The 22,286-nt window shown below is 63.0% G+C and carries 15 protein-coding genes; 11 read left to right on the plus strand and 4 right to left on the minus strand.

Annotation, left to right across the window (positions count from 1 at the left end; all coding sequences use genetic code 11):
* Positions 1-78: 78 nt before the first annotated feature.
* The gene (locus AC1RVY_RS13850; RefSeq protein WP_492253914.1) at positions 79-2,487 is read right to left on the minus strand and encodes a heavy metal translocating P-type ATPase; all 2,409 of its coding nucleotides are present in this window, start codon (positions 2,485-2,487) and stop codon (positions 79-81) included.
* Positions 2,488-2,670: 183 nt separating this feature from the next.
* On the opposite strand from AC1RVY_RS13850, the gene AC1RVY_RS13855 reads away from it, so the two are divergent.
* From AC1RVY_RS13855 to AC1RVY_RS13870, 4 genes are all read left to right on the plus strand, one after another.
* Complete coding sequence (locus AC1RVY_RS13855) at positions 2,671-2,862, plus strand: heavy-metal-associated domain-containing protein (protein WP_218296197.1); 192 nt, start codon at positions 2,671-2,673, stop codon at positions 2,860-2,862.
* A 102-nt stretch (positions 2,863-2,964) separates the two neighbouring features.
* On the plus strand, positions 2,965-3,525 hold the full coding sequence (gene cueR, locus AC1RVY_RS13860; RefSeq protein ID WP_369643419.1) for a Cu(I)-responsive transcriptional regulator: 561 nt from the start codon (positions 2,965-2,967) through the stop codon (positions 3,523-3,525).
* A gap of 356 nt (positions 3,526-3,881) precedes the next feature.
* Positions 3,882-6,251 carry a heavy metal translocating P-type ATPase gene (locus tag AC1RVY_RS13865; protein ID WP_492806864.1) on the plus strand — a complete coding sequence of 790 codons (2,370 nt, stop codon included), beginning with the start codon at positions 3,882-3,884 and terminating at the stop codon, positions 6,249-6,251.
* Positions 6,252-6,609: 358 nt separating this feature from the next.
* A complete protein-coding gene (locus tag AC1RVY_RS13870) occupies positions 6,610-7,275 on the plus strand; it encodes a glutathione S-transferase family protein (protein WP_492806865.1) in 666 nt (221 codons plus the stop codon).
* A 345-nt stretch (positions 7,276-7,620) separates the two neighbouring features.
* Here the strand turns inward: AC1RVY_RS13870 and AC1RVY_RS13875 are convergent, their stop codons facing one another.
* Positions 7,621-10,443, minus strand: a complete 2,823-nt coding sequence (locus tag AC1RVY_RS13875; protein WP_492806866.1) for an IPTL-CTERM sorting domain-containing protein — start codon at positions 10,441-10,443, stop codon at positions 7,621-7,623.
* Positions 10,444-11,141: 698 nt separating this feature from the next.
* A complete protein-coding gene (locus AC1RVY_RS13880) occupies positions 11,142-11,471 on the minus strand; it encodes a hypothetical protein (protein ID WP_492806867.1) in 330 nt (109 codons plus the stop codon).
* Between the two features lie 370 nt (positions 11,472-11,841).
* Here AC1RVY_RS13880 and AC1RVY_RS13885 point away from each other — a divergent pair, with 370 nt between their 5' ends.
* From AC1RVY_RS13885 to AC1RVY_RS13895, 3 genes are all read left to right on the plus strand, one after another.
* A complete protein-coding gene (locus AC1RVY_RS13885) occupies positions 11,842-12,132 on the plus strand; it encodes a hypothetical protein (RefSeq protein ID WP_218296194.1) in 291 nt (96 codons plus the stop codon).
* On the plus strand, positions 12,129-13,661 hold the full coding sequence (locus AC1RVY_RS13890; RefSeq protein WP_492806868.1) for a PepSY-associated TM helix domain-containing protein: 1,533 nt from the start codon (positions 12,129-12,131) through the stop codon (positions 13,659-13,661). Before AC1RVY_RS13885 ends, AC1RVY_RS13890 begins: the two co-directional genes overlap by 4 nt.
* A gap of 174 nt (positions 13,662-13,835) precedes the next feature.
* Positions 13,836-15,968: a TonB-dependent receptor gene (locus AC1RVY_RS13895; protein WP_492806869.1), complete on the plus strand. Its 2,133-nt coding sequence runs from the start codon at positions 13,836-13,838 to the stop codon at positions 15,966-15,968.
* 156 nt (positions 15,969-16,124) lie between these two features.
* Here AC1RVY_RS13895 and AC1RVY_RS13900 read toward each other — a convergent pair whose 3' ends face one another.
* Entirely contained in the window at positions 16,125-16,835 is a 711-nt protein-coding gene (locus tag AC1RVY_RS13900; RefSeq protein WP_369643413.1) for a TorF family putative porin, read from the minus strand.
* 182 nt (positions 16,836-17,017) lie between these two features.
* Here AC1RVY_RS13900 and AC1RVY_RS13905 point away from each other — a divergent pair, with 182 nt between their 5' ends.
* The 4 genes from AC1RVY_RS13905 (at position 17,018) to kdpB (ending at position 22,278) form a co-directional block, all read left to right on the plus strand.
* Positions 17,018-17,992, plus strand: coding sequence for a magnesium and cobalt transport protein CorA (locus AC1RVY_RS13905; protein ID WP_218296190.1), 975 nt, complete (start codon positions 17,018-17,020; stop codon positions 17,990-17,992).
* A 277-nt stretch (positions 17,993-18,269) separates the two neighbouring features.
* On the plus strand, positions 18,270-18,368 hold the full coding sequence (kdpF, locus tag AC1RVY_RS13910; RefSeq protein ID WP_218296189.1) for a K(+)-transporting ATPase subunit F: 99 nt from the start codon (positions 18,270-18,272) through the stop codon (positions 18,366-18,368).
* Between the two features lies 1 nt (position 18,369).
* Positions 18,370-20,175 (plus strand): potassium-transporting ATPase subunit KdpA, encoded by a 1,806-nt coding sequence (kdpA, locus tag AC1RVY_RS13915; RefSeq protein WP_492806870.1) that lies wholly within the window; start codon positions 18,370-18,372, stop codon positions 20,173-20,175.
* Positions 20,176-20,184: 9 nt separating this feature from the next.
* Positions 20,185-22,278 (plus strand): potassium-transporting ATPase subunit KdpB, encoded by a 2,094-nt coding sequence (gene kdpB / locus AC1RVY_RS13920; protein WP_218339786.1) that lies wholly within the window; start codon positions 20,185-20,187, stop codon positions 22,276-22,278.
* Positions 22,279-22,286: the final 8 nt, after the last annotated feature.

The raw sequence follows: 22,286 nt of genomic DNA on the forward strand, positions 1-22,286 counted from the left end.
CAGATCGATATCTGATCGACAGGCACCGAGGGTGGGGTGGCTCAGCGCCTGCGGTTCTTTTTCTGCCGTGGTCGTTCCTCACTTCTTCCAGGACCGTAGCATGAGAGCGTTGGTCACCACACTCACGCTGCTCAGGGCCATGGCAGCTCCGGCCACCATGGGATTCAGCAGTCCCAATGCCGCCAGGGGAATCCCGACCACGTTGTACGCGAATGCCCAGAACAGGTTCTGGCGGATCTTTGCGTAGGTACGCCGGGAGATATCGATGGCATCCGCGATCAGCGCAGGGTCTCCGCGCATGAGCGTGATCCCCGCCGCATGCGTGGCCACGTCCGTGCCCGTGGACATGGCAATTCCCACGTTTGCAGCCGCCAGAGCGGGCGCGTCGTTGATCCCGTCACCCACCATCGCCACCTGTCTGCCACCGGCCTTGAGCTGGGCCACGATATCCGCCTTGCCTTCCGGCAGCACATCGGCGCGAACCTGATCGATGCCCAAGGCGCGGGCCACCGCGCCTGCGCTTCCCTTGTTGTCCCCGGTGACCAGGACGGTCTGGATGCCCAGGCTGTGCAGTTGGGCAATGGCCTGTTGGGAGCTGGGCTTGACGGTGTCTCCAAACGCCAAGAGTCCCACCACTTCCGGCGCATCGGTCACGTCGGCCAACCAGGACACAGTGCGGCCTTCTTGCTGCATCTGTGCGGCGGTCACCGTCAGGCTGGCCGTGTCGACGCCTAGCTCATCCATGTAACGCGTGCTTCCCAGGCGGATCTGGCGTCCTTTGACGACAGCAGACATACCTCTGCCAGGCACGGCAGTGACCTCGGTGGCCCGAGGCACGATCACGCCCTGGATGCGCGCTGCATCCATCACCGCCTTCGCCAGCGGATGCTCGCTGCCGTTCTGAATGGCGGCCGCAAACGGCAACAGCTGATCCCGGTGGCCTTCGGCGGGTATCGCTGCCGTCAAGGTGGGCTTGCCCTCTGTCAGGGTGCCGGTCTTGTCGAACGCCACCGTGTCGATGCGGTGGGCAACTTCAAGTGCTTCGGCATCCTTGATCAGAATACCGTGGCGTGCTGCTACACCGGTGCCCGCCATGATCGCGGTGGGAGTCGCCAAGCCGAGCGCACAAGGGCACGCAATGACAAGTACCGCGACGGCATTGAGGATCGCCTGCTCCCAGTGGCCAGTGGCGAAGCCCCAGCCCATCAGTGTGATGGCAGCAAGGCCGAGCACCACGGGCACAAAGACCGCACTCACTTCATCCACTATCCGCTGGATGGGAGCCTTCTTGGCCTGTGCCGACTCCACCATGCGCACGATGCGCGACAGGGTTGACTCAGCGCCAATGGCGGTGGTGCGCACCAGCAGCAAGCCTTCCGCGTTCACTGCGCCCCCTGTCACCTTGTCACCGACGTGCTTCGCCACGGGCAGGCTCTCCCCGGTGATCAATGACTCATCCACCTGGCTGGCGCCTTCGATCACGGCGCCATCCACCGGGACTCTTTCCCCTGGACGAACAACCACCGTATCACCTACTTTCACACGTGAAAGCGGTAGATCGATGTCACCGGCATCAGTGCGCACGCGCGCAATCTCCGGGCGCAGCGCATGCAGCGCCCGGATGGCCTCAGTGGTTTGCCGCTTGGCCCGGGCCTCCAGCCACTTCCCCAGAAGGACTAGCGTGACGATGACTGCGGAGGCTTCAAAATACAGGTGGGGGGTGCCGTGCTCGGCGTGCTTGAACAACAGATACAAGCTCAAGCCGTACCCGGCCGACGTACCCAGCGCCACCAGCAGATCCATGTTTCCTGCCCCTGCACGCAGCGCCTTCCAGCCGGCACGGTAAAACCGCGCTCCCAGCCAGAACTGCACTGGCGTGGCCAAGGCGAGTTGAATCCAGCCGTTGAGTGTCCAGTCCTGGCCGAACAGCATGCCCACCATGGGCAACACCAGAGGAACGGACAGGCCCCCCGCCAGCGCGACCGGCCACCAAGGCGCAGACTGATTCGCGGGTTCAGCCGGAGTGCTCGCATCCACCATCTGGGCCTCATAGCCCGCCTTTGCAACGGCGGCTACCAGACGTTCGGGTGGCAAGCCTGCATCGAAACGAATCTGCGCACGCTCGGTGGCCAGATTGACTTCGGCATGCTTCACGCCAAGCACGGCCTTCAGCGCCTTTTCGACACGTCCAACGCACGAAGCGCACGTCATCCCGCCGATCAACAACTCCATGGATTCCTCCGCCACTGCGTATCCCGCCTTTTGCACGGCCGCAGCCAGAGCAGTGACTGCCACCGTGGCGGCGGCCACCACGGTGGCGCGCTCCGTGGCAATGTTCACGGTCACCTCGCGGACACCGGGTACGGCTTTCAGTGCCTTTTCAACCCGCCCAACGCAGGAGCCGCAGGTCATGCCCAGAATCGGGAGATTCAGGTGTGCGCTCGACAGGGCGGCGGACGAGGCCGCTTCATTCACGGGGGTATTCATGGCAATCTCCAAGTGGTGTTCAACTCCGGCGGTATCCGGCACAGCCCGGACTTTCAGGGTTGACACGGTGGGAGACGCAAACGAGTCAGCATGTCTTGGACAGGCCACCATCCGGCCACTTGACCTTGCCCCTGTGGCAAACCGGAGACTGGGCACCTCTTAACTTTTCCCCAGAGGTGAAAAATGCACGAATTCCAACTTCCCGACATGACCTGCGGACACTGTGCGGGGATGGTGAACCAGACGCTGCAGATGGCAGACCCTGACTGCAAGGTGCGGGTGGACATGTCCAGGCGGATGGTCACGGTGCAAAGCGCGGAAGACCGCAAGACACTGGCCGAGGCACTGACCGAGGCCGGATACCCACCCGCCTGATTCGGTCCGGATAAAAAAGGAACGTCCGGGGAGCTTGACATTGACACGGTGGCAAGGAGGAAAGTCCTGGCTACCCGGTTATTCCATTGCACAGGAGCATCCATGACCACACTCATGAACATCGGCGACGCGGCCAAGGCGGCAGGCGTATCGGCCAAGATGATCCGCCACTACGAGCAAACAGGATTGTTGCCAGAAGCCGAGCGCAGCGAGTCTGGCTATCGAAAGTACGGTGAGCGCGAAGTTTCGGTACTGCGTTTCATCCGGCAGTCGCGCCGCCTCGGATTCTCCATGCCACAGATTGCGGAGTTGATCGGCCAATGGGGCGACACGCACCGCACCAGTCGGCAGGTGAAAGCGATTGCCGAGCGCCATCTGGCGGATCTGGAGGAGAAGCTGCGGGAGATTGTCGAGATGAAATCGGCGTTGGAGCAGTTGGTTTCTGTGTGCGCTGGCGACGACCATGCGCATTGCGCAATCCTGGACAACTTGGCGGCGGACAGTCCGTCAAAGCCCAACCACAACGCCAGTTTCGTCAAGCCCACTCGGCGCGGAGCCAAGGCGTCCAGAACACACCTTGAAGCGACCCACGCGCCGACGAACAGTCATCTGGATCTCATGACGTGGATGCGAGGTGTCCACGTACATCGAGGGGGGCACTGAACCAGGCCGCGGGTGGGACCATGGAACCATCGCCTTGTGCCGCGATGGTGGCCGACCGTGGCAGGGCCTTCTTGTGCGGCGCGGCCTCACGCACCGGCTTGCCTGGCAGGCTCCATGGCGCTGACGACCGTCTTGCAGCCCTCATCGATCACCATGAACTGGATCTCAAAGGCGGCCGCTGTGGGCGCTTGACATTCCCACCGTGTCAAGCCTTAACGTTGCAACAAGGTCTCGCACCATCTTGAGGACTTCTTGGAGAACGCCATGAACAACGAACCCACCACACAGCGCCTGGAGAGGAATCGGACAAAAAATAGCCTCGGCAGACTTTCAACACATCGATAGGGAGGCCATCCATGCCAGCTGCAGCACCGCACGATCACGCAAGCCACGGACATCAGCATCATGAGGGCCATCACGGGCATTCACCTGCGCCATCAACAGGGTTGAAAGATCCAGTCTGCGGCATGGAGGTGACGGACCAGTCGCATCACTCGGCAGAGCACGAAGGACATCGCTACTACTTTTGCAGCGCCAAGTGCAAAACACGCTTTGTGGAAGCGCCGCAAAAATTCCTGTCTACGCCGCGGAGCGACCGTGCCCCTCAGCCCAAGCCCGCAGCGGCGCAACCCGGCACGATCTACACCTGTCCCATGCACCCGGAGGTGCAGCAGGACCACCCCGGGAACTGCCCCAGGTGCGGCATGACACTGGAGCCCATGCTGCCCACGCTGGATGAGGGAGAAAACGCGGAACTCGTGGATTTCCGGCATCGCTTCTGGTGGACGCTGCCTCTCACAGTAGTGGTCGCTGTCCTGGCGATGCTTGGGCACCGGTTGCAGTGGTTCGAGATGGCGACTCAGAGCTGGATTGAGCTGGTCCTCACGGTACCCATCGTCCTGTGGGCGGGCTGGCCCTTCTTCGTGCGCGGTGCGCAGTCGGTCGTGAACCGCAGCCCCAACATGTGGACGCTGATCAGCCTGGGCACCGGTGCCGCTTTCGTCTACAGCGTGGTCGCGGCCGTTGCGCCGGGGGTGTTTCCCGCCTCGTTCCAGGCCATGGGGCGCGTGGCGGTGTATTTCGAAGCTGCAGCCGTCATCATCTCGCTCACGCTCCTCGGCCAGATGCTGGAGCTGAAAGCGCGCTCCCAGACCTCGGCCGCCATCAAATCGCTGTTGGGCCTGACACCCAAGACGGCGCGGCGCATCGACGCCAACGGCCAGGAGAGCGACGTGCCGCTGTCCCACGTCCATGTGGGTGACCTGCTGCGCGTGCGCCCCGGGGAGAAGGTGCCGGTGGATGGCGTGGTCGTCGAGGGGAGCAGCGCCGTGGACGAAGCCATGCTCACTGGCGAGCCGGTGCCCATCGTCAAAGGGCCCGGGGATGCGGTCATCGGTGCCACGCTCAATACCAACGGAGCGCTCGTGATCCGGTCGGAGCGGGTCGGCTCCGCCACCATGCTGTCCCAGATCGTTCAGATGGTGGCCCAGGCACAGCGCTCACGGGCCCCCATGCAGCGCATGGCGGACCAGGTGGCGGGGTACTTCGTGGTGGCCGTGGTCGGTATCGCGTTGCTCACGCTCTTCGCGTGGGGCCTGTTCGGTCCTGAGCCACGGTGGGTCTATGGCCTGGTCAATGCCGTGGCCGTGCTGATCATCGCGTGTCCCTGCGCGTTGGGCCTGGCAACACCCATGTCCATCATGGTGGCCACGGGCCGGGGGGCGACCCGTGGGGTGCTGTTCAGGGACGCGGCAGCCATCGAAAACCTGCGCAAGGTGGACACGCTGATCGTGGACAAGACTGGCACCCTCACAGAGGGCAAACCCTCCTTCGAGCGTGTGGTGGCCATGCCCGGCATATCCAACGACGAAGTGTTGCGTCTGGCTGCCAGCCTGGACCAAGGCAGCGAGCACCCGCTGGCCGACGCCATTGTGCAGGCGGCCCGCGCCAAGGGGCTGGCCCTGGACAAGCCCGAGGACTTCGAGTCCGGGTCGGGCATCGGCGTACGCGGACGGGTCGGCGGGCGCCAGATCGCCCTGGGAAACACGGTCCTCATGGAGCAGGTGGGCGTTTCTGCGGATCCGCTGCTTGCGCAGGCAGAGGCCTTGCGCGCCACAGGCGCCAGCGTGATGTACTTGGCGGCCGATGGCCAGCTTCAAGGCCTGCTGGCGGTCTCGGATGCCATCAAGGCCAGCACGCCGGAAGCGCTGGCGACCTTGCACGCGGCGGGACTGCGCATTGTCATGGCCACGGGCGACGGCATGACCACCGCCAAGGCGGTGGGGGCCAAGCTGGGGATTGATGAGGTCCATGGCGAGGTCAAGCCTGCGGACAAGCTGGCCCTGGTGTCGCGGCTGCAGGCCGAAGGCCGTGTTGTCGCCATGGCGGGGGACGGGATCAACGACGCACCCGCCCTTGCCAAGGCGGATGTGGGGATCGCGATGGGCACCGGCACCGACGTGGCGATGAACAGCGCACAGGTCACCTTGGTCAAGGGCGATCTGCGGGGTATTTCCACAGCGCGGGAACTGTCCGAGGCGACGGTGGGCAACATGAAGCAGAATCTCATGTTCGCCTTCCTCTACAACGCGCTGGGCATACCGATTGCGGCAGGACTGTTGTATCCCTTCACCGGCTGGCTGCTGTCGCCGATGATCGCGGCCCTGGCGATGAGCCTGAGTTCTGCCTCGGTGATCACCAACGCCCTGCGGCTTCGCAAGGGCTGAGATGGACTCGCAGGCACCGAGTTGATCTGGGTGAGGTCCCTGGCCGGCATTTCCGCAAGACAGCAAGGAAACCGGCATCCTGTCAGCATGCACGGTGCTCGCAGGCCCGTTTTCGACGGCTTCGGCCTGGCGGGCACCACGACGGTGATGGAAGCCGTCTGCGGTGCCGCTCCGGGGGGCTCGGTGGGCCATGGGCCCGAATCGATCGATGCGCTTGCGCGGCTTTTTGCCGACTCGCATTCAATGCCAATTGCGATGAGCGATGAGCGGTCCAATCATGTGGTCCTGACGGCGCCCACATGCCGCATCCGGCATGACGGGGTCGTCTCGTATGCTCTCTACAGAGAATGACTCCCAGATGGATACCTCCCAGGAACCCGATATGAAGCCCCCGCTCACACCAACCGGCATCACCCTCTACGGCAACCGTGAATCTGGCCATAGCAACAAGGTGCGCCTGGCATTGGTGTTTGGGCAGGTTGAGCATGACTATATCCATATCGACATCTTTGTGCCGCCTGAACAACGACCAGAGCCATTTCGCAGCCTGGCGCGTTTCAATGAGGTACCGCTCCTGGTGTGGGGAGCGGAGAGTTTCGTGCAGTCCAACGCCATTCTGTGCCTGCTGGCAGAGCGCCTGCAGCGCCTGGGTGGCGAGAGCCCGCAGCGCATGGCGCGTGTGCGTGAATGGCTGTTCTGGGAAGCCAATCGTCTCGGCCTGTCGCTGCCACATGTTCGGTTTGCCCGCCAGTTTGCCCCGCAGGAGTATCCCGGCGGCACACCGGAATGGCTGCTGGCGCGCTATCAGCGCGACATAGCGCGGCTTGAGGCCGAACTGAGCGACGGACGTGCATTCATCCTCGACGAGCAACTATCGGTCGCTGATTGCGCGCTCTGCGGCTACCTGTTCTGGGCGGATGACGTGGGGCTCGATGTTCCGCCACGCGTGCGTGCCTGGCTGCGTCGAATCCAGCAACTGCCGGGCTGGCAGCCTCCTCGCGAACTGCTGTCCGCTGCGCCTTGATCTGGCCCTGGCAGCGCCACCATGAAAAGCCGCTGCAATGGACGCAACCGGATGGCGTGCCCGCGCGTTGCGTTCACGCGCATATGCCTCAGCTGACGGGCATCCACCGGCAGCGCGCCCGTGTGACTGCTTGGCGCGGCCCTATGCGGTCTGCGCACATTGCTTGTCGGGTTCGCACCGTGCCTGCCGTTGCAACAGCGGACGTCCGCGCAGCCGACCGAAGTGAGGACGCGCAGTTGGGCGACATATTTCGCAATTGAAAAGGAGTTGCAGCTTGAACGCGTCATGGTGTCCACCGTTATCGCTTGGTGGACACCATGACGAGCGCCTAACGCAATCCATTTACTACGGGACGAGCGCGCGCTTGCGACGGATCAGGCCCATCATGACCATCAAGCTGGACAGCATGACAAGTCCCCATTCCGAGAGCGTGGGAATCGATGCCGGAGCATTGGCCGCTTCTACGGCGATGACGCGCGACTGCGTATTGTTGGATGTATCACCGTCGCCTGCTGCACCCGTTGTGCCGTTGGCGGTAGCCGTCCCCAAGGTCGTGGGGGTGCCGCTCACCTGGCATGTCACCGTCTGGCCTTGGGGAATGGCGTTCCCTGCGACCCATGCCGAGGCCCCAGGGCTGACCGTGCAGGAGCTCGTGGACAGGCCCGGAGGCAGACCGGCGACAGAGCAACTCGTGCTGGCCACCGCATCGGCAGAACCAGCGTTGGTGCAGGTGTAGCTCCCTGTGTAAGAGACACCCACTCTTGCGGTGGCAGGCAACCCGCTCACATCCACCAGTACATCCGGGGCCGTCGTCATAGACACAGGCTTCGATGCTGTGTTGTTGCCGACATTGATGTCGCCCGTGGCGCCGGTGGAGCCGTTCACGGTCAACCCACCAGAGCTGGTTGGCGTGCCGCTCACCGCACAGGTGACGAAGGCCCCCGCAGGTACGGCGTTTCCAGCGGTCCAGGCGCCGCCTGTGCTGATGCTGCAGGCCCCCTGGTTCACCCCTGCCGGGAGCCCTCCCACGGCGCAGGTGGTGCCGGTGAGCGCCGTGGCGGCACCGATGTTCTGGCACGTGAAGCTACCGCTGTAGGGCACACCAACTGTCCCTGAGGGCGGAATACCTGCCAAGTCGATCGCCATGTCAGGCGTAGGTAGAACACCAGCGATGGCGATGATGGCGGTACGTTCATTGTTCAGCGTATTCGGATCGTTGTCGGCCCCGGTGGTCACATGCACGGTCACGCTACCCGTTGTGGTGGGTGTTCCAGAAACTTGACATGTCACAGTCTCTCCGGAAGGCACAGTACCTGGCTGGGTCCAGGGCGTATTGGCCGGGCTGACGGTACATGCGGAGACGCCCACGCCTGCGGGCAGGTTTGCGGCATCGCATGTTGCAACATCCGCGGCAGCAGCCCCCTTGTTGGTGCAGGTATACGAGCCGGTGTAAAGCGTGCCTACATTGGCAGTCGGTGGCAGGTTCAGAGTCACCGCATCCACGTCCATGTCGCTGAGCGTCGAAGGGCTTACCAGATCCGTTTTCCACATGGGGCCGGGAAGCGGATCGACCGCGTCACCCGCGATGGTGTAGTTCCCGTTGTTGATGGGCCCCATTGCCCCATCGGGAACAACTACGGTGACAGTAAAAGACCCCGACTGCCCCGGCGCCAACGTACCCACGTTGCAACTCAGGGAGCCGCCTGGCGTTGGCGGTGTGGCAGTGGCGCCACCAGAAGCCGGCGTGCAGTTTCCTCCGCTGGAAGACACGTAGGTCACGTTCTGAGGGACGGCCGAATTGTCTTGCGGCATCACCGGCGTCACAGTGGCGTTGCTCACTGGGTCGCTGGTCTTGTTGGTGTAGGTATAGGTGTAGGTGATCTGAGTGCCATTGGCGCTGCTGACAGACACGGGGCCAGAGACGCTCACCCACAACACGTCGGGGAGCCTGAAGCTAAAGCTGTCCACATGCACATGGCCTTCGTGCCCGCCAGGAGAGCAACCCGCCGCCACCAGTTCAAGCTCGATCCAGTCGCCCACCTGCAGTTTGGCATTGCCGGGGGCTATGTCAAAAGTGATGAATTCCGAATAGGCGTAGTTCCGGGTGTTGTTCGTGGTGTCATGCCACACGGTCCCTGGCTGGTTGGAGAAGTTGAAGGTGAAGAACAACTGGCCAGGGGAGCTCGCGGGGGCACCGGGCACAGGAACAGGGGTGGAATCCACGGCCGACGTGATCTTGCGCACTTCGACCGCAAAGTAGGGCTGTTCTTCGGAGAAATGCCCACCGGAAACGCTGGAAACATATACCGCACCATTTGTCACGTTGATGGCGTTGCTGGTCAGCGTAATTTGCGTGTCACTGTCAACGGAAAGTACCTGACGATCCGTATTGTTTGTGCCAAGACGCACATAGTTTCCAGGGCTCACCGTGGCCGTGAAATTGGTCCCCGTGCCTGTGACGATGGCGGAGCCGGAAGCAGCACTCACGGTGCCGCCCAGCACTTTGATCAATCCTGGGTTGTCAAGCACGGGCGTCATGGCGAAGCGAACGTGTACCTTGCCATCTGCGTCCACATCGGCAGCCGTCACTTGGGCGCGTTGCCGAATGGAGCTGGCACGGGAAGCATGGCTCGTGTACTGCACGGGCGGGTTCCCCAGGGTCGGGCTGCCACTTCGGGCGATATGACGCGTTGCCTGGGTGGATCCAAGTGGATTCAGATTCACCAAAGCACTGTTGTTGCCAGCAAAGGGCCAGCGCAAGGAGGCAGCGGGGATGGCGCCAGTGAGCAGATGATCCTGTTGGCTGCGAGCGCCCGCGCCGCCTGCATCCAGCACCACGGACAGGTCCGTGGCATCTGGTGCCGTCCCCGTGGTGGTATAGAGATTGGGGTCATATCCTGCGTCACCAGCATTGGCCCGAAGATTCAGATCCTTGATGGATTTGGGGTTGATGGTGTGCGTACTAACTGTGGGCACGCCGTTGTTCTGCAGAGTCGTTTTGATCCATTCGCTGCCAAACGTGCCGCCCTCAAACCCGCCATTGACGAATTCGGCATGCGCCGGATGCGCTGCCAGAAGCATCCCCCCAACACCTATCGCGGCGACGCCGCGCAGGAACTTGTGAACCAAGGCATGCATGGTTCTCCAACCATTTGTTCTTTTCAACACGATTCCCTCTTTGGATTTAAACGCTGCTCAGAACGGTGAAGCAGTGAGCAGACATACAACAAACAACTTTCGGATCGTGGGTCCGCGTCATGAAACGAGGGGCCCAGCGAAAAAATCCAGCCCACTGTCCAAAGTGGGCGCAATGCCTGCGGCATCACACAAAGGACATTCAGCGCGTTACGGCAGTGCGGAAATCACGTCGAGATTCGATACGCCGAAAACGACGCACGGTCTTGCCAACGCCAATGGACTAGCCAATCTGCAGATAACTAACCGGCGCCTCCGGGGTTTCCCGGTCAGCCCTCCAGGCCCAACCCGTGGCCGACAAGTGCTACAGCGCGCCGATTGGACGCTGTGCAGCGCAGGTGCGACTGCATCCGAACGCCAGGACGCGGACTTCACTGCCGAGTCATCCCCCTCGGCACGGTCTCGAGTAAATTGCCGCCGGCATTTCGCTCATCAGCGGTTTGATGCGCGGACTGCAAGTGCGCCTTCCTGCGATGCAGCTCTTCAGGCCGCCACGCACGGCGATTTCAAGCCGTCATGTGGTGTCAAGCAAGGCTCCGCATAGGTGCCCATGCAAAGGCAACCGTGCAATCAGTGGGGCGAGCGATTTTTGTGACATGGCGAAATAGGACGTTGGGGCAAATTGCTCCAGCTGCCCAATACTCATGTCACATACGGTAACTCGCCATAAATCAAAAATCCGAGAATTGACTATTGTTTGCAATCTCGATCACGGCCTGATCGATGGGGGCCATGCCTGCGCTACGTGCGGCGAGCCCCACCTGTGAACGGACGTATTGCACTTCGGTATCCCCGGCAGTGCGGCGCCCCCCATGCCGCAGATGAAGTCCTTTGCACTGAAGCAAACGGGGGCAACCGCCGGATGTGCTCGATACCGGCCCCCTTCCCCATGCGGCCTTCCATTCGGTGGCGTAGCGTGCGCTGCCGGGTTCGTTCACGCGGAAGGTGATCAAGCCTTGTGGCTGGGCCTCTCGCAGAGCTGCGTGCGGGGCGATGAACACGGCATGGGCACGGGTTTTCGGGTCGAAAAGCGCCCTGTGGTGGCACCCTGTTCAGGGCGTTCACGGGGACCGATTAACATTGGTAGCAATTCTTATTCTCAATTGCATACATGTTGATCGGTATTCTTCTGACCTTTGCGTGTGGCTGGCTGGTTCTGCGCGCCACCCCCCGTGCGGACGGGCCGCACCAGAGGTGGCCGTACGCAGCGCTGGGAGTGGCGGCGGCGCTGGTCGCTGTAGGTGGCATCCACGCCAGCGGCATGGGGCTGGCCGTGTCCATCGCCTTTGTGTTGGGGGTGGCCATGCTGGCGATACCCTGCCTGAGCTACTGCCAGGCCAGGCGCCGTGGCGCTTCCAAAAGAGCTGTGCGATGAGTCGTCGCAAAGATCCCGACGCAGCGCCCCGTCATCTGCTCTTCAAGGGATTGACGGGTTTTCTTCTTGGCTTTCCATTGGCACTGTGGCTCAGTTGGCTGCTGATGTACGGCGGGCTCTTGCCAAGCCATGTGCCGGTACGCGACCAAATTGCCATGTGGCTGGCGGTCCTGCTGTGGGCGGCCGTGCCGTGCGCGGCATTCCTGGCCCGAAGCCGTCGGCAATGCCTGGCAGTTTTCCTGCTGGCCAATGCAGCTGCTTTCACCGCCTGGAAGGTATTGCAATGAAGGCGCAGACCGTTCGCGACTACCTGGCGGTTCACACCTGGGTTGGCATCCTCTGCGGGCTGGTGTTGTACGTCGCCTTCTACGCTGGCGCGTTCTCGATGCTGGAAGCCGAGATCACCCGCTGGACCCAGCCACCGGCCGCCGTATCCCGTGCGATCAGCAATGACGGCGACGCGCTGGCCAAAGTCTTCCTCGACGCGAACCCGGACTTCAAGGGCCGCGTGCGTTTGCGCTGGCCCAGTGCGGACCACACCCAGCCCGCGCTTGCGCACATGGTGCGCGGCCAGGACGCGGTGTGGTGGCAACTGGGCAACGATGGTCAATTGCACCGCATGCACTCCATGCCGCGCGAGGACGACACCAGCGGCAATTTTGTGGACTACCTGCATCGCAAGGGTGGCCTGCCCATTCCGCTGGAATTGGCCGAGCCGCTGATCGGCCTCGTGTCTCTGGCCTATGCGCTGGCCCTGGTGTCAGGCATCGTGGTGCTGTTGCCTTCGCTGGTGAAGGACTTGTTTTATCTGCGCCTGGGATCCAACCTCAAGCGCATGTGGCTGGATGTGCACAACCTGCTGGGCGTGGCCAGCCTGCCGTTTCACCTTGTCATCGCACTGAGCGCCGCCGTGTTCGGGCTGCACGACATGGTCTACCTGGCGCAGGACAAGTTCGTCTATCAGGAAGGCCTGCGCGCCACCGTCGCGCGCGACAGTGTCAAGCCGCCGCAGGTGGCGCGCGCAGACTGGCTGCCTCCGAGCGAGATCATGCGCCGCGTACAGGAGCAGGCGCCGGGATTTGCGCCCCTGGGCCTGGACTACGTGATGCTCCCCAGCGGCCCCGTGGGGCTGGTGGGGGGCGTGGATGAACGGCACTTCCAGCGCGCCTCGCGCTACGGCCTGGCTTTCGTGAACCTGGGCAGCGGCGAAATCTACGATCGCAACTATCTGCCGGGTGCCAGCGGCTATGCGTCGACGGCGCTCCTCAGCAGCCTGTTCGCGCTGCACTTCGGCAGCTATGGTGGCGACACGGTGCGCATCCTGTACCTGCTGCTGGGGCTGTCGGGTGCGCTGCTGTTCTACACCGGGAATTTGCTGTGGATAGAGACGCGGACCCAGCGCGCGCGCAAACCGCAAGACGGGCAGCCCATGAGGCGGCCGCGCCATGTGCGTGTCGTGTCCGCGCTCACGCAGGGTGTGTGCCTGGGCTGCGCTGCGGCGCTACCCGCGACGCTTGCCCTGGCGCACTGGTTCGCGCCGAGGGTGGGCGACATCGACATGCTCCACCAGGGTGTGTACTACACGCTGTTTCTCGCCTGCATCGCCTGGGCGATCTGGCGCGGCACGGAACGCGCTGCGCCCGGCCTGTTGTGGTTCACGGCGATCTGCAATGCGCTGGTACCCGTGGCCGCCGTGCTGGACCCCAGTCCGGACGGGGTACTGCTGGGCCTGACCTGCCTGCTGCTGGCACTGTTCTTCGGATGGCTGGGTTGGCGCCAGCGCGCCAAGGTGCATCCGGTCGGCGTGGCTGCCTGATGTGCATGCTCAACACTTCATTTTCATAGCTGTCTGCGCTTGCTGCATAAGCGCTGGAGGCCAATTTGACTTCCAGAAACAGGCCTACCGTACTCAGTCGCCAGCAGGGTGTCGGTTACAACATGAAATATAATGAGAATTATTTTCATTCGTATCAAATAACGGCAAGAAGCAATGTCCAACAAAGCATCCTTTGGCCGCACCGGCCGGCTTACTCCCATCGCTCTGGCGCTGCTGGCTTTCAGCGCCTCCGTCGCAGGGCAGACCGCGGACGGCGGCATGGCCGCCGCCACGCTGGAGCAAGTCAATGTGCGCAGCAAGTACGAACGTGAAGACCTGCCGACCCGTGCGCCCGGCCACAAGGCCGCATCGGGCGCGCGCCTGGGCATCCTGGGCGCCACGTCCATCCTGGAGGCGCCCGTGCATGTCAACGCCTACACGCGCGAGCTGGCCGAGGACTGGTCGGCCCTCACGCTGCAGGACGTGCTGGAGAACGACTCGTCGGTCGTCTTCATCACCAACAAGAACCACCTGCTGCAGAACTTCAACCTGCGCGGCCTGGACATGAGCGCGATGGACATCGCCACCAACGGCCTGTACGGCATCGCCCCGGCCAATGCGGTGCCGGTGGAGATGTTCGAACGCATCGAGGTGCTGCGCGGCCCGAACGTGCTGCTCTCGGGCATGCCGCCCAACAACAGCGTGGCCGGCACCGTCAACATGGTCACCAAGCGCGCACTGGCGCAGCCCATCGCCGACCTGACGATGACCTACGCCACGCATTCATACCTGCAGGGCCATGCCGACGTGGGCAAGCGCTTCGGCGATGAAAAGCGCCTGGGTATCCGCTTCAACGGCGTCTATGGCAGCGGCGAGATGGGCGCCAAGGAAGAGGACCAGACCCGCCGCGTGGGGGCTCTGGCGCTGGACTACCTGGGCGACCGCGCGCGCTTCTCGCTGGACGTGTACAGCAGCGTCACCAAGATCGAGGGCGGCAGCCCGGGCATGTTCAACTTTCTGGGCAACGCCCAGATCCCCGGCGTGGGCCGCCTGCTGGCGCCGCCCGAGGGCGACACCAACATGTTCCGCGGCACGCACGGGCAGTACGACAACAGCGGCGCGCTGGCCCGCGCCGAGGTCGACTTCACGCCCGACTGGCAAGGGTACTTCGCGATAGGTGGCTCCGAGGCCGAGGGCAACGGCCTGCTGTTCGGCACGCGCGCCTTCGTCACCGGCGCGGACGGCACCACGCGCGGCGCGATCTACAACGTCCACACCGAATCCGAGCGCCGCACGGCCGAGACGGGCGTGATCGGCAAGTTCGACACCGGCAGCGTCAAGCACCGCCTGCAGCTTTCGGCCAATATCCTCAAGCACAAGGAAGGCACGGTCAACACCGCCTGCAACTACTGCTACACCACCAACATGTACAACCCCGTGGCGCCCACCTTTCCCGCAGCGCCCAAGTGGACCGGCTACACCACCGTGAACGACTACCGCTCGCTGGCCGTCGCCGACACCATGGCCTTTGCCCATGAAACCGTGCTGCTGACAGTGGGCGGGCGCCACCAGACCGTGAAGATGCCGCTGCAAAAATACAGCGAAAGCCGTTTCTCCCCCATGCTCGCCGCCGTGGTACGGCCCTGGGGGGATTCCCTCTCGCTCTTTGGCAATTACACCGAAGGCCTGGAGCCCGGCCAGATTGTTGGAGTGGGCTACGCCAACACGGGTGAGGCCCTGCCACCGAAGCAGACCAAGCAGTTCGAACTGGGCGTGAAGCTGCAGACGGGTGCGCTCACGCACACCGTCAGCGCCTATGAGATCAAGCGCCCCTCCTTCGTCACCAACAGTGCCAACCGCATGGTCGATGACGGCGAGCAGCGGCTGCGCGGCCTGGAGTGGAGCATGTACGGCATGTTGACCAAGGACCTGTCGCTGCTGGGCGGCGTTACCCACATCGAATCCGAGCAGCGCAACACCGGCCGCGATACCTACGGCACGCCTGAGCTGCGCGCGCGCATCGGCCTGGATTGGCAAACGCCCGTGCAAGGTCTGAAGGTGGGCGGCCGCGTGGTCCATACCAGCTCGCAGTGGGCGGATTCGGGCAACAAGCTGCGCGTGCCCTCCTGGAACCGCCTGGACCTGAATGCCAGCTACGCCACCAGGTTCGGCAGCATGCCCGTGCGCTTCAACGCCAGCGTGGAAAACGTGGCCGACAAGAAGTACTGGATCGGCATCTTCGGCGACGGCTTCGTGATGCCAGGCGCACCGCGCACCTTCAAAGTGTCTGCGACCGTGTCGTTCTGATACGGGGGACAGGCCCGCTGCAGGAATGGCGCTTTTCAGCGTGGCCTGACTTTCGAAAGCACCGGCGAGGACCGCTTGTGGCGCGGCGGTGGGTCCTCGCCGGTACTGTCCGTCCGCGGCAACGGCAGGCGCTGGGCCGCGATGCCGCTCAGGAAGTCAAAGCACTTTGGTGAGCGTGACGATCACGCGCGACTTGTTGACGGGGCCGAAGAATTCTTTCTTGCTGGCGCCCGCCACCGCAGCGCCCAGCGACACACCCGAGCCGAAATCGTAGGCACCGCCCACGCTGTAGTCCATGAAGTTGGGGGCCGTGATGTCGCCACCAAAGCGGGTGAAACCCACGGATGCCTTCAGCGTGATCTTGGGGGCCACTTCGTGCGCGAACGCCAGGTTCAGGTAGCCGGTGTTGCGGCCCTTGAAGCCGGGGCCGGCGTAGGCGAAGTAGTCCTTGGACAGTGTGTGCGAGTACCGGGCGGTCAGGGGGCCGAACGTGGCCGCGCCATAGACTTCGGTGGTGTTGCCGTTGCTGTTGCCGGGGTAGATGTAGGTCAGCACGCCCAGGTCCAGGTCCGCGTCGCCGGCCTTGAACTTGTAGCCCCCGTACACGTCGGATTCGAGCGAGTTGCCCGACAGCCAGTCCACGCTGGAGTTCCAGTTGCCCACATAGAAGCCGGATTCACCAAAGGCATAGTCAAAGCCGCCTTGCAGCGCCGGCTTGACGGCCCTGGCCTTGGAGGTGTCCTGGTCCTGGCCGCGGAACTTGTAGTTGGTGGTCAGGCTGACGTTGCCGGTGAGCTGGGCGCTGGCCAGCACGGGAAGGGTGGCGAAGAGCGCAGTGGCGAGCACTTTGGAGCATGAGAAGGCCATGGAGGAAATCCTGCGGAAACAAACGAAGGTGCAAGCGTAGGAAAACGTGCATATAAAGTTCGTAAAGAATGCGGGCAAAGCCGTAAATGTTGCCGAGCGCCGACGGACGCCACGAATCGCCAACCACACACCGTGACGCGCTGGCAACATCGCCGGCATCCAGTGTTGCGTGAGGTGCTGTGATGTTGATCAACTGCGTCGTGTATGAGGATGGCACCAAGCTCGCCGACATTCCTGTCCGTGAGATCCGTGAGCACATATCGCTCCCCGGGTGCTTCGTGTGGGTGGCATTGCATGACGCCACCCCGGAAGAACTTGACGAGTTGCAAAAGGAGTTCGGCCTGCATCCCCTGGCGGTGGAAGATGCCCGCCATGGCCATCAGCGGCCCAAAGTCGAGGAATACGGGCCTTCTCTTTTTGTGGTTCTTCATCTCCTGGAGTCGGGTGGCGACCACGAGACCGTCACGAGGCTGGGCGAACTCAATGTGTTCGTGGGCAGTAACTATGTGGTGTCGGTGCGCAACCGCAGTGAGCGAGGCTTCTGGGATGTGCGGGAGCGTTGTGAGAGAGAGCCTGAACTCTTGCGCAGCGGGCCGGGATTTGTGCTGTATGCGCTGATGGACGCGGTGGTCGATCGCTACTTCCCGATCATCGATGCCCTCGAGGTGGAGCTTGAAACGATCGAGCAACAGATATTCACCAAGGGTGTCGCGCGGACCAGTATCCGGCGGCTCTATGAACTCAAGCAGCGCCTTACCCTGCTCAAGCACGCCGTTGCCCCGTTGCTGGAAGGTGCGGCCAAGCTGCACGGTGGCCGGGTGCCGCAAATCTGTGCTGGCTCTCAGGAGTATTTCCGCGATGTGGTGGACCACCTTGGCCGGATCAACACCTCCATCGACTCCATTCGCGACACGATCGGGACGGCAATCCATGTCAATCTGTCCATGGTCACCATCGAGGATGGCGAGGTCGTCAAGCGCCTGGCTGCGTGGGCCAGTCTGTTTGCCGTGTGCACGGCGTTCGCGGGAATCTGGGGCATGAATTTCGAGCACATGCCGGAGCTCAAGTGGCGCTACGGATACGCGGCTGCGATCGCCCTCATCGCCACCACCTGTTGCTATCTCTACTATCGCTTTCGCAAGGCGGGCTGGCTCTAGATAGCAGGTGCGGAGCCGTCCGGCGCGCGGGTTCCAGCAGCCAGGCGCCGGTAGATCGGTGGCCCTCGCAAGGGTCGCATTTTTACGCCGTTTTTACGGCGACCTCCCCAGTCTGTGCACACTTTTTACAGCGACATCCTGAGAATCAAACACACGTTTTGATGCAGGAGTTGTCGATGGACATGATCTGGATAGCCGCATTGGCGGCTCTGTGGGTGGCCATGGCCGAGGCCGTGGTTTTGCTGGGCAAATTCGGCCCGGCCAAGGGTGAGCGCGCATGATCGGCCTCGAAGTGCTTTATGGCTTTGGCGCGCTTGTGGCCATTGCCTTGCTGGCCTATCTCGTGTTCGCGCTGATCTGCGCGGAGGAGTTCTGACATGGAAACCTCTGCCTGGAGCCTGCTCGGGCTCTTTCTGATTGCGCTTGGCGTCCTGGCATGGCCGTTGGGCAAATGGCTGGCCGCCCTGTGTGAGGGCCGGTTGCCTCGGTGGATGCATGTGGCCGAAAAACCGCTCTACAAGATGGCCGGGGTGGCTCCCGATCAGTCGATGCACTGGCACGGCTATGCGCTGGCACTGTTGGCGTTCAATGCCATCGGTGCATTGGCGGTGTATGGCCTGCAGCGCCTGCAGCACCTGCTGCCGCTCAATCCCCAGGGAATGGGGGCGGTATCCGGCGACTCGTCGTTCAACACTGCCATCAGTTTTGTTGCCAATACCAACTGGCAGGGCTACGCGGGTGAATCCACGATGAGCTATCTCACGCAGATGCTTGGCCTTTCCGTTCAGAACTTCTTGTCAGCTGCCACCGGTATCGCCGTGGCGTTCGCGTTGGCCCGCGGCTTTGCGGCCCGGCGCACCGACGGACAGGGATATGTCGGAAACTTCTGGACCGACGTCACCCGGATCACGGCTTGGGTGCTTGTGCCGGCCTCCTTTGTAATCGCGCTCGTTCTGGTCGGGCAGGGCGTCATCCAGAATTTTGACGCCTACAAGGAGGTCGCAACCCTGGAGCAGACGGCCTATGAAGTGCCCAAGCTGGATGGTGCAGGCCAGCCCGTGACAGGTGCCGACGGAGCACCGGTCATGGAGGGCAGGACCAGCAAGACCCAGACTCTGGCCATGGGACCGGTGGCCTCGCAGGAGGCGATCAAGATGCTCGGCACGAACGGCGGTGGGTTCTTCAACGCCAACTCCGCCCATCCCTATGAGAACCCCACCGCCTTGACGAACTTCGTGCAAATGCTGGCGATCTTTCTGATTCCCGCAGCCTTGTGCTTCGCATTTGGCCGTGTTGTTGGCGACCAGCGCCAGGGCGTCGCGATCCTGGCGGCGATGACGGTGATGTTCGTCGTGGCCGTCGTGGCCGTTGTCGCGGCGGAACAGGCCGGCAATCCGCAATGGAGTGCGCTGGGGGTGGACCAATCCGTCAGCACCCTGCAATCGGGCGGGAACATGGAGGGCAAGGAAGTGCGGTTCGGAATCACCGCGTCAGCGCTTTTCGCGGCCGTGACCACCGCTGCCTCATGTGGCGCCGTGAACGCGATGCATGACTCGTTTACGCCTCTGGGAGGCATGGTGCCTCTGGTTCTCATGCAACTGGGCGAGGTCGTGTTTGGTGGCGTGGGCACCGGCCTCTATGGCATGCTGGTATTCGCCATCCTTGCCGTGTTCATGGCGGGTCTCATGATCGGCCGGACGCCCGAGTATTTGGGCAAGAAGATCGAGGTGCGCGAAATGAAGCTCACATCGGTCGCCATTCTGGTCACGCCGATCCTGGTGCTCGTGGGTACCGCGGTTGCCGTGAGTGCGGGCGCAGGACAGGCCGGCGTTGCCAACCCTGGCGCCCATGGGTTCTCCGAAATCCTCTATGCATTGACATCCGCCGCCAACAACAACGGCAGCGCGTTTGCGGGGCTGTCTGCCAATACGCCGTTCTATAACGTACTGCTGGGGCTGGCAATGTGGTTTGGCCGCTTTGGAGTGATCGTGCCCGTCCTGGCCATCGCTGGTTCGCTGGCCGCGAAGAAGCGCCTGCCGGTGACGGCAGGCACCATGCCCACCCATGGGCCGCTGTTCGTGGTTCTTCTCGTGGGGACCGTGCTTCTGGTGGGGCTTCTCAACTACGTGCCTGCCCTGGCTTTGGGTCCGATGGTCGAGCACCTGATGCTCTGGGCCAAGTGAGGTTTGCCGATGACTAAAAAGAATACTTCTACTTCTCTGCTGGATCCTGTCCTGATCCGGACAGCGTTTTGGGGGGCGCTGGCCAAGCTCAGCCCGCTGGTTCAATGGCGCAACCCGGTGATGTTCATCGTGTACATCGGCAGCATCTTCACCACGCTGCTGTGGCTGCATGCCCTCAACGCACCGGCGGATGCGAGCATGCGCCCGGGCTTCGTGCTGGCCATCACCGTCTGGCTCTGGTTTACGGTGCTGTTCGCCAACTTCGCCGAAGCGTTGGCCGAAGGCCGCAGCAAGGCCCAGGCAGCCTCCTTGCGTGGATTGCGCAAGGAAACCTGGGCCAAGAAACTCAAGGAGCCGGTCCATGGTTCCGCGTTCCTGCCGGAGCAGGCCACCAACTTGCGCCGCGGCGACGTGGTGCTGGTGGAGGCGGGCGATGTGATTCCGCTGGATGGTGAAGTGATCGAGGGCGTAGCCTCTGTCGACGAAAGTGCCATCACCGGCGAATCTGCGCCGGTGGTTCGCGAGTCCGGTGGGGACTTCTCCGCCGTGACGGGCGGCACCCGCGTGCTTTCCGATTGGCTCGTGGTGCGCGTGTCCGTGAATCCAGGCGAGTCTTTCCTGGACCGGATGATTGGAATGGTGGAGGCCGCCAAGCGGCAAAAGACGCCCAATGAGGTCGCCTTGACGATCTTGTTGGTGGCATTGACGATTGTGTTCCTGGTGGTCACCGTCACCCTGCTGCCTTTTTCGATCTTCAGCGTGCAGGCGTCAGCGGCTGGGACTGTCGTCTCTCTGACGGCCCTGGTGGCCCTGCTGGTGTGCCTCATCCCGACCACTATCGGTGGACTGCTGTCGGCCGTTGGCGTGGCTGGCATGAGCCGGATGATGCAGGCCAACGTGATTGCGACCTCGGGGCGGGCCGTGGAGGCCGCAGGAGATGTCGATGTGCTCCTGCTGGACAAGACCGGGACCATTACCCACGGGAATCGCCAAGCCAGTGCGTTCCTGCCTGCTCCAGGGGTTTCACCTGGCCGCCTGGCCCGCGCAGCCTTGCTGGCATCGCTTGCGGACGAGACGCCTGAAGGGCGCAGCATCGTCGAGCTGGCCCGCCGTTCGGGCACCCCCGACGAGAATCCGCAGGGCGTGCTGCTTGTGCCTTTCACTGCGCAGACGCGGATGAGCGGTGTCGACCTCCCTGCCGTCGAAGCGTCCGGGCAGCCCGCAACCATGCTGCGCAAGGGAGCCGTGCAAGCCATTGCGCGGCATGTGGAAGCGCTGGGGGGCGCCATGCCACACGAAGTGGCGGCCGCCGCCGACCAGGTGGCGTACCGGGGAAGCACCCCCCTGGTGGTGACGGAAGGGCGTCAGGTGCTCGGTGTTGTGGAACTCAAGGATGTCGTGAAGGTCGGCATCAAGGAGCGCTTCGCCGAGTTGCGCCGCATGGGCATCCGCACCGTCATGATCACGGGTGACAACAAACTCACGGCAGCCTTCATCGCCGCGGAGGCCGGGGTCGATGACTTCCTGGCGGAGGCGACCCCGGAGGACAAACTGGCGCTGATCCGCAAGTACCAGTCGGAAGGACGACTGGTGGCGATGACCGGTGACGGCACCAACGATGCGCCGGCATTGGCGCAGGCCGATGTCGCCGTGGCGATGGGGAGCGGAACGCAAGCCGCCAAGGAAGCTGGCAACATGGTCGACCTGGACTCCAACCCGACAAAACTCCTGGAGGTCGTTGAGACTGGCAAGGCGCTCTTGATGACGCGAGGCTCTCTCACGACGTTCTCGATAGCGAACGACGTGGCGAAGTATTTCGCCATCATTCCGGCCATTTTCGTGTCGACCTATCCGCAGCTTTCCGCGCTCAACGTCATGCAGCTGGCGAGCCCGTCGTCTGCCATCTTGTCGGCCGTGATCTTCAATGCGCTGGTGATCGTCTTCCTGATCCCCCTGGCATTGCGAGGGGTGCGGTATCGCCCTGTGGGGGCGGCGGCCCTGCTGCGCCGCAACCTCGCGATCTATGGCCTCGGAGGTTTGATCGTGCCGTTTGTCGGCATCAAGCTGATTGACTGGATACTGGTGGCCGTAGGGCTGATTTGAGGAACCTT

It is taken from the genome of Acidovorax sp. GW821-FHT11A03 (assembly GCF_058809075.1).

Excerpts from the sequence above, each read along its gene's own strand:
- AC1RVY_RS13850 (WP_492253914.1), bottom strand. The coding sequence starts at position 2,487 with ATGAATACCCCCGTGAATGAAGCGGCCTCGTCCGCCGCCCTGTCGAGC.
- AC1RVY_RS13855 (WP_218296197.1), top strand. The coding sequence starts at position 2,671 with ATGCACGAATTCCAACTTCCCGACATGACCTGCGGACACTGTGCGGGG.
- cueR (WP_369643419.1), top strand. The coding sequence starts at position 2,965 with ATGACCACACTCATGAACATCGGCGACGCGGCCAAGGCGGCAGGCGTA.
- AC1RVY_RS13865 (WP_492806864.1), top strand. The coding sequence starts at position 3,882 with ATGCCAGCTGCAGCACCGCACGATCACGCAAGCCACGGACATCAGCAT.
- AC1RVY_RS13870 (WP_492806865.1), top strand. The coding sequence starts at position 6,610 with ATGGATACCTCCCAGGAACCCGATATGAAGCCCCCGCTCACACCAACC.
- AC1RVY_RS13885 (WP_218296194.1), top strand. The coding sequence starts at position 11,842 with ATGAGTCGTCGCAAAGATCCCGACGCAGCGCCCCGTCATCTGCTCTTC.
- AC1RVY_RS13890 (WP_492806868.1), top strand. The coding sequence starts at position 12,129 with ATGAAGGCGCAGACCGTTCGCGACTACCTGGCGGTTCACACCTGGGTT.
- AC1RVY_RS13895 (WP_492806869.1), top strand. The coding sequence starts at position 13,836 with ATGTCCAACAAAGCATCCTTTGGCCGCACCGGCCGGCTTACTCCCATC.
- AC1RVY_RS13900 (WP_369643413.1), bottom strand. The coding sequence starts at position 16,835 with ATGGCCTTCTCATGCTCCAAAGTGCTCGCCACTGCGCTCTTCGCCACC.
- AC1RVY_RS13905 (WP_218296190.1), top strand. The coding sequence starts at position 17,018 with ATGTTGATCAACTGCGTCGTGTATGAGGATGGCACCAAGCTCGCCGAC.
- kdpF (WP_218296189.1), top strand. The coding sequence starts at position 18,270 with ATGATCGGCCTCGAAGTGCTTTATGGCTTTGGCGCGCTTGTGGCCATT.
- kdpA (WP_492806870.1), top strand. The coding sequence starts at position 18,370 with ATGGAAACCTCTGCCTGGAGCCTGCTCGGGCTCTTTCTGATTGCGCTT.
- kdpB (WP_218339786.1), top strand. The coding sequence starts at position 20,185 with ATGACTAAAAAGAATACTTCTACTTCTCTGCTGGATCCTGTCCTGATC.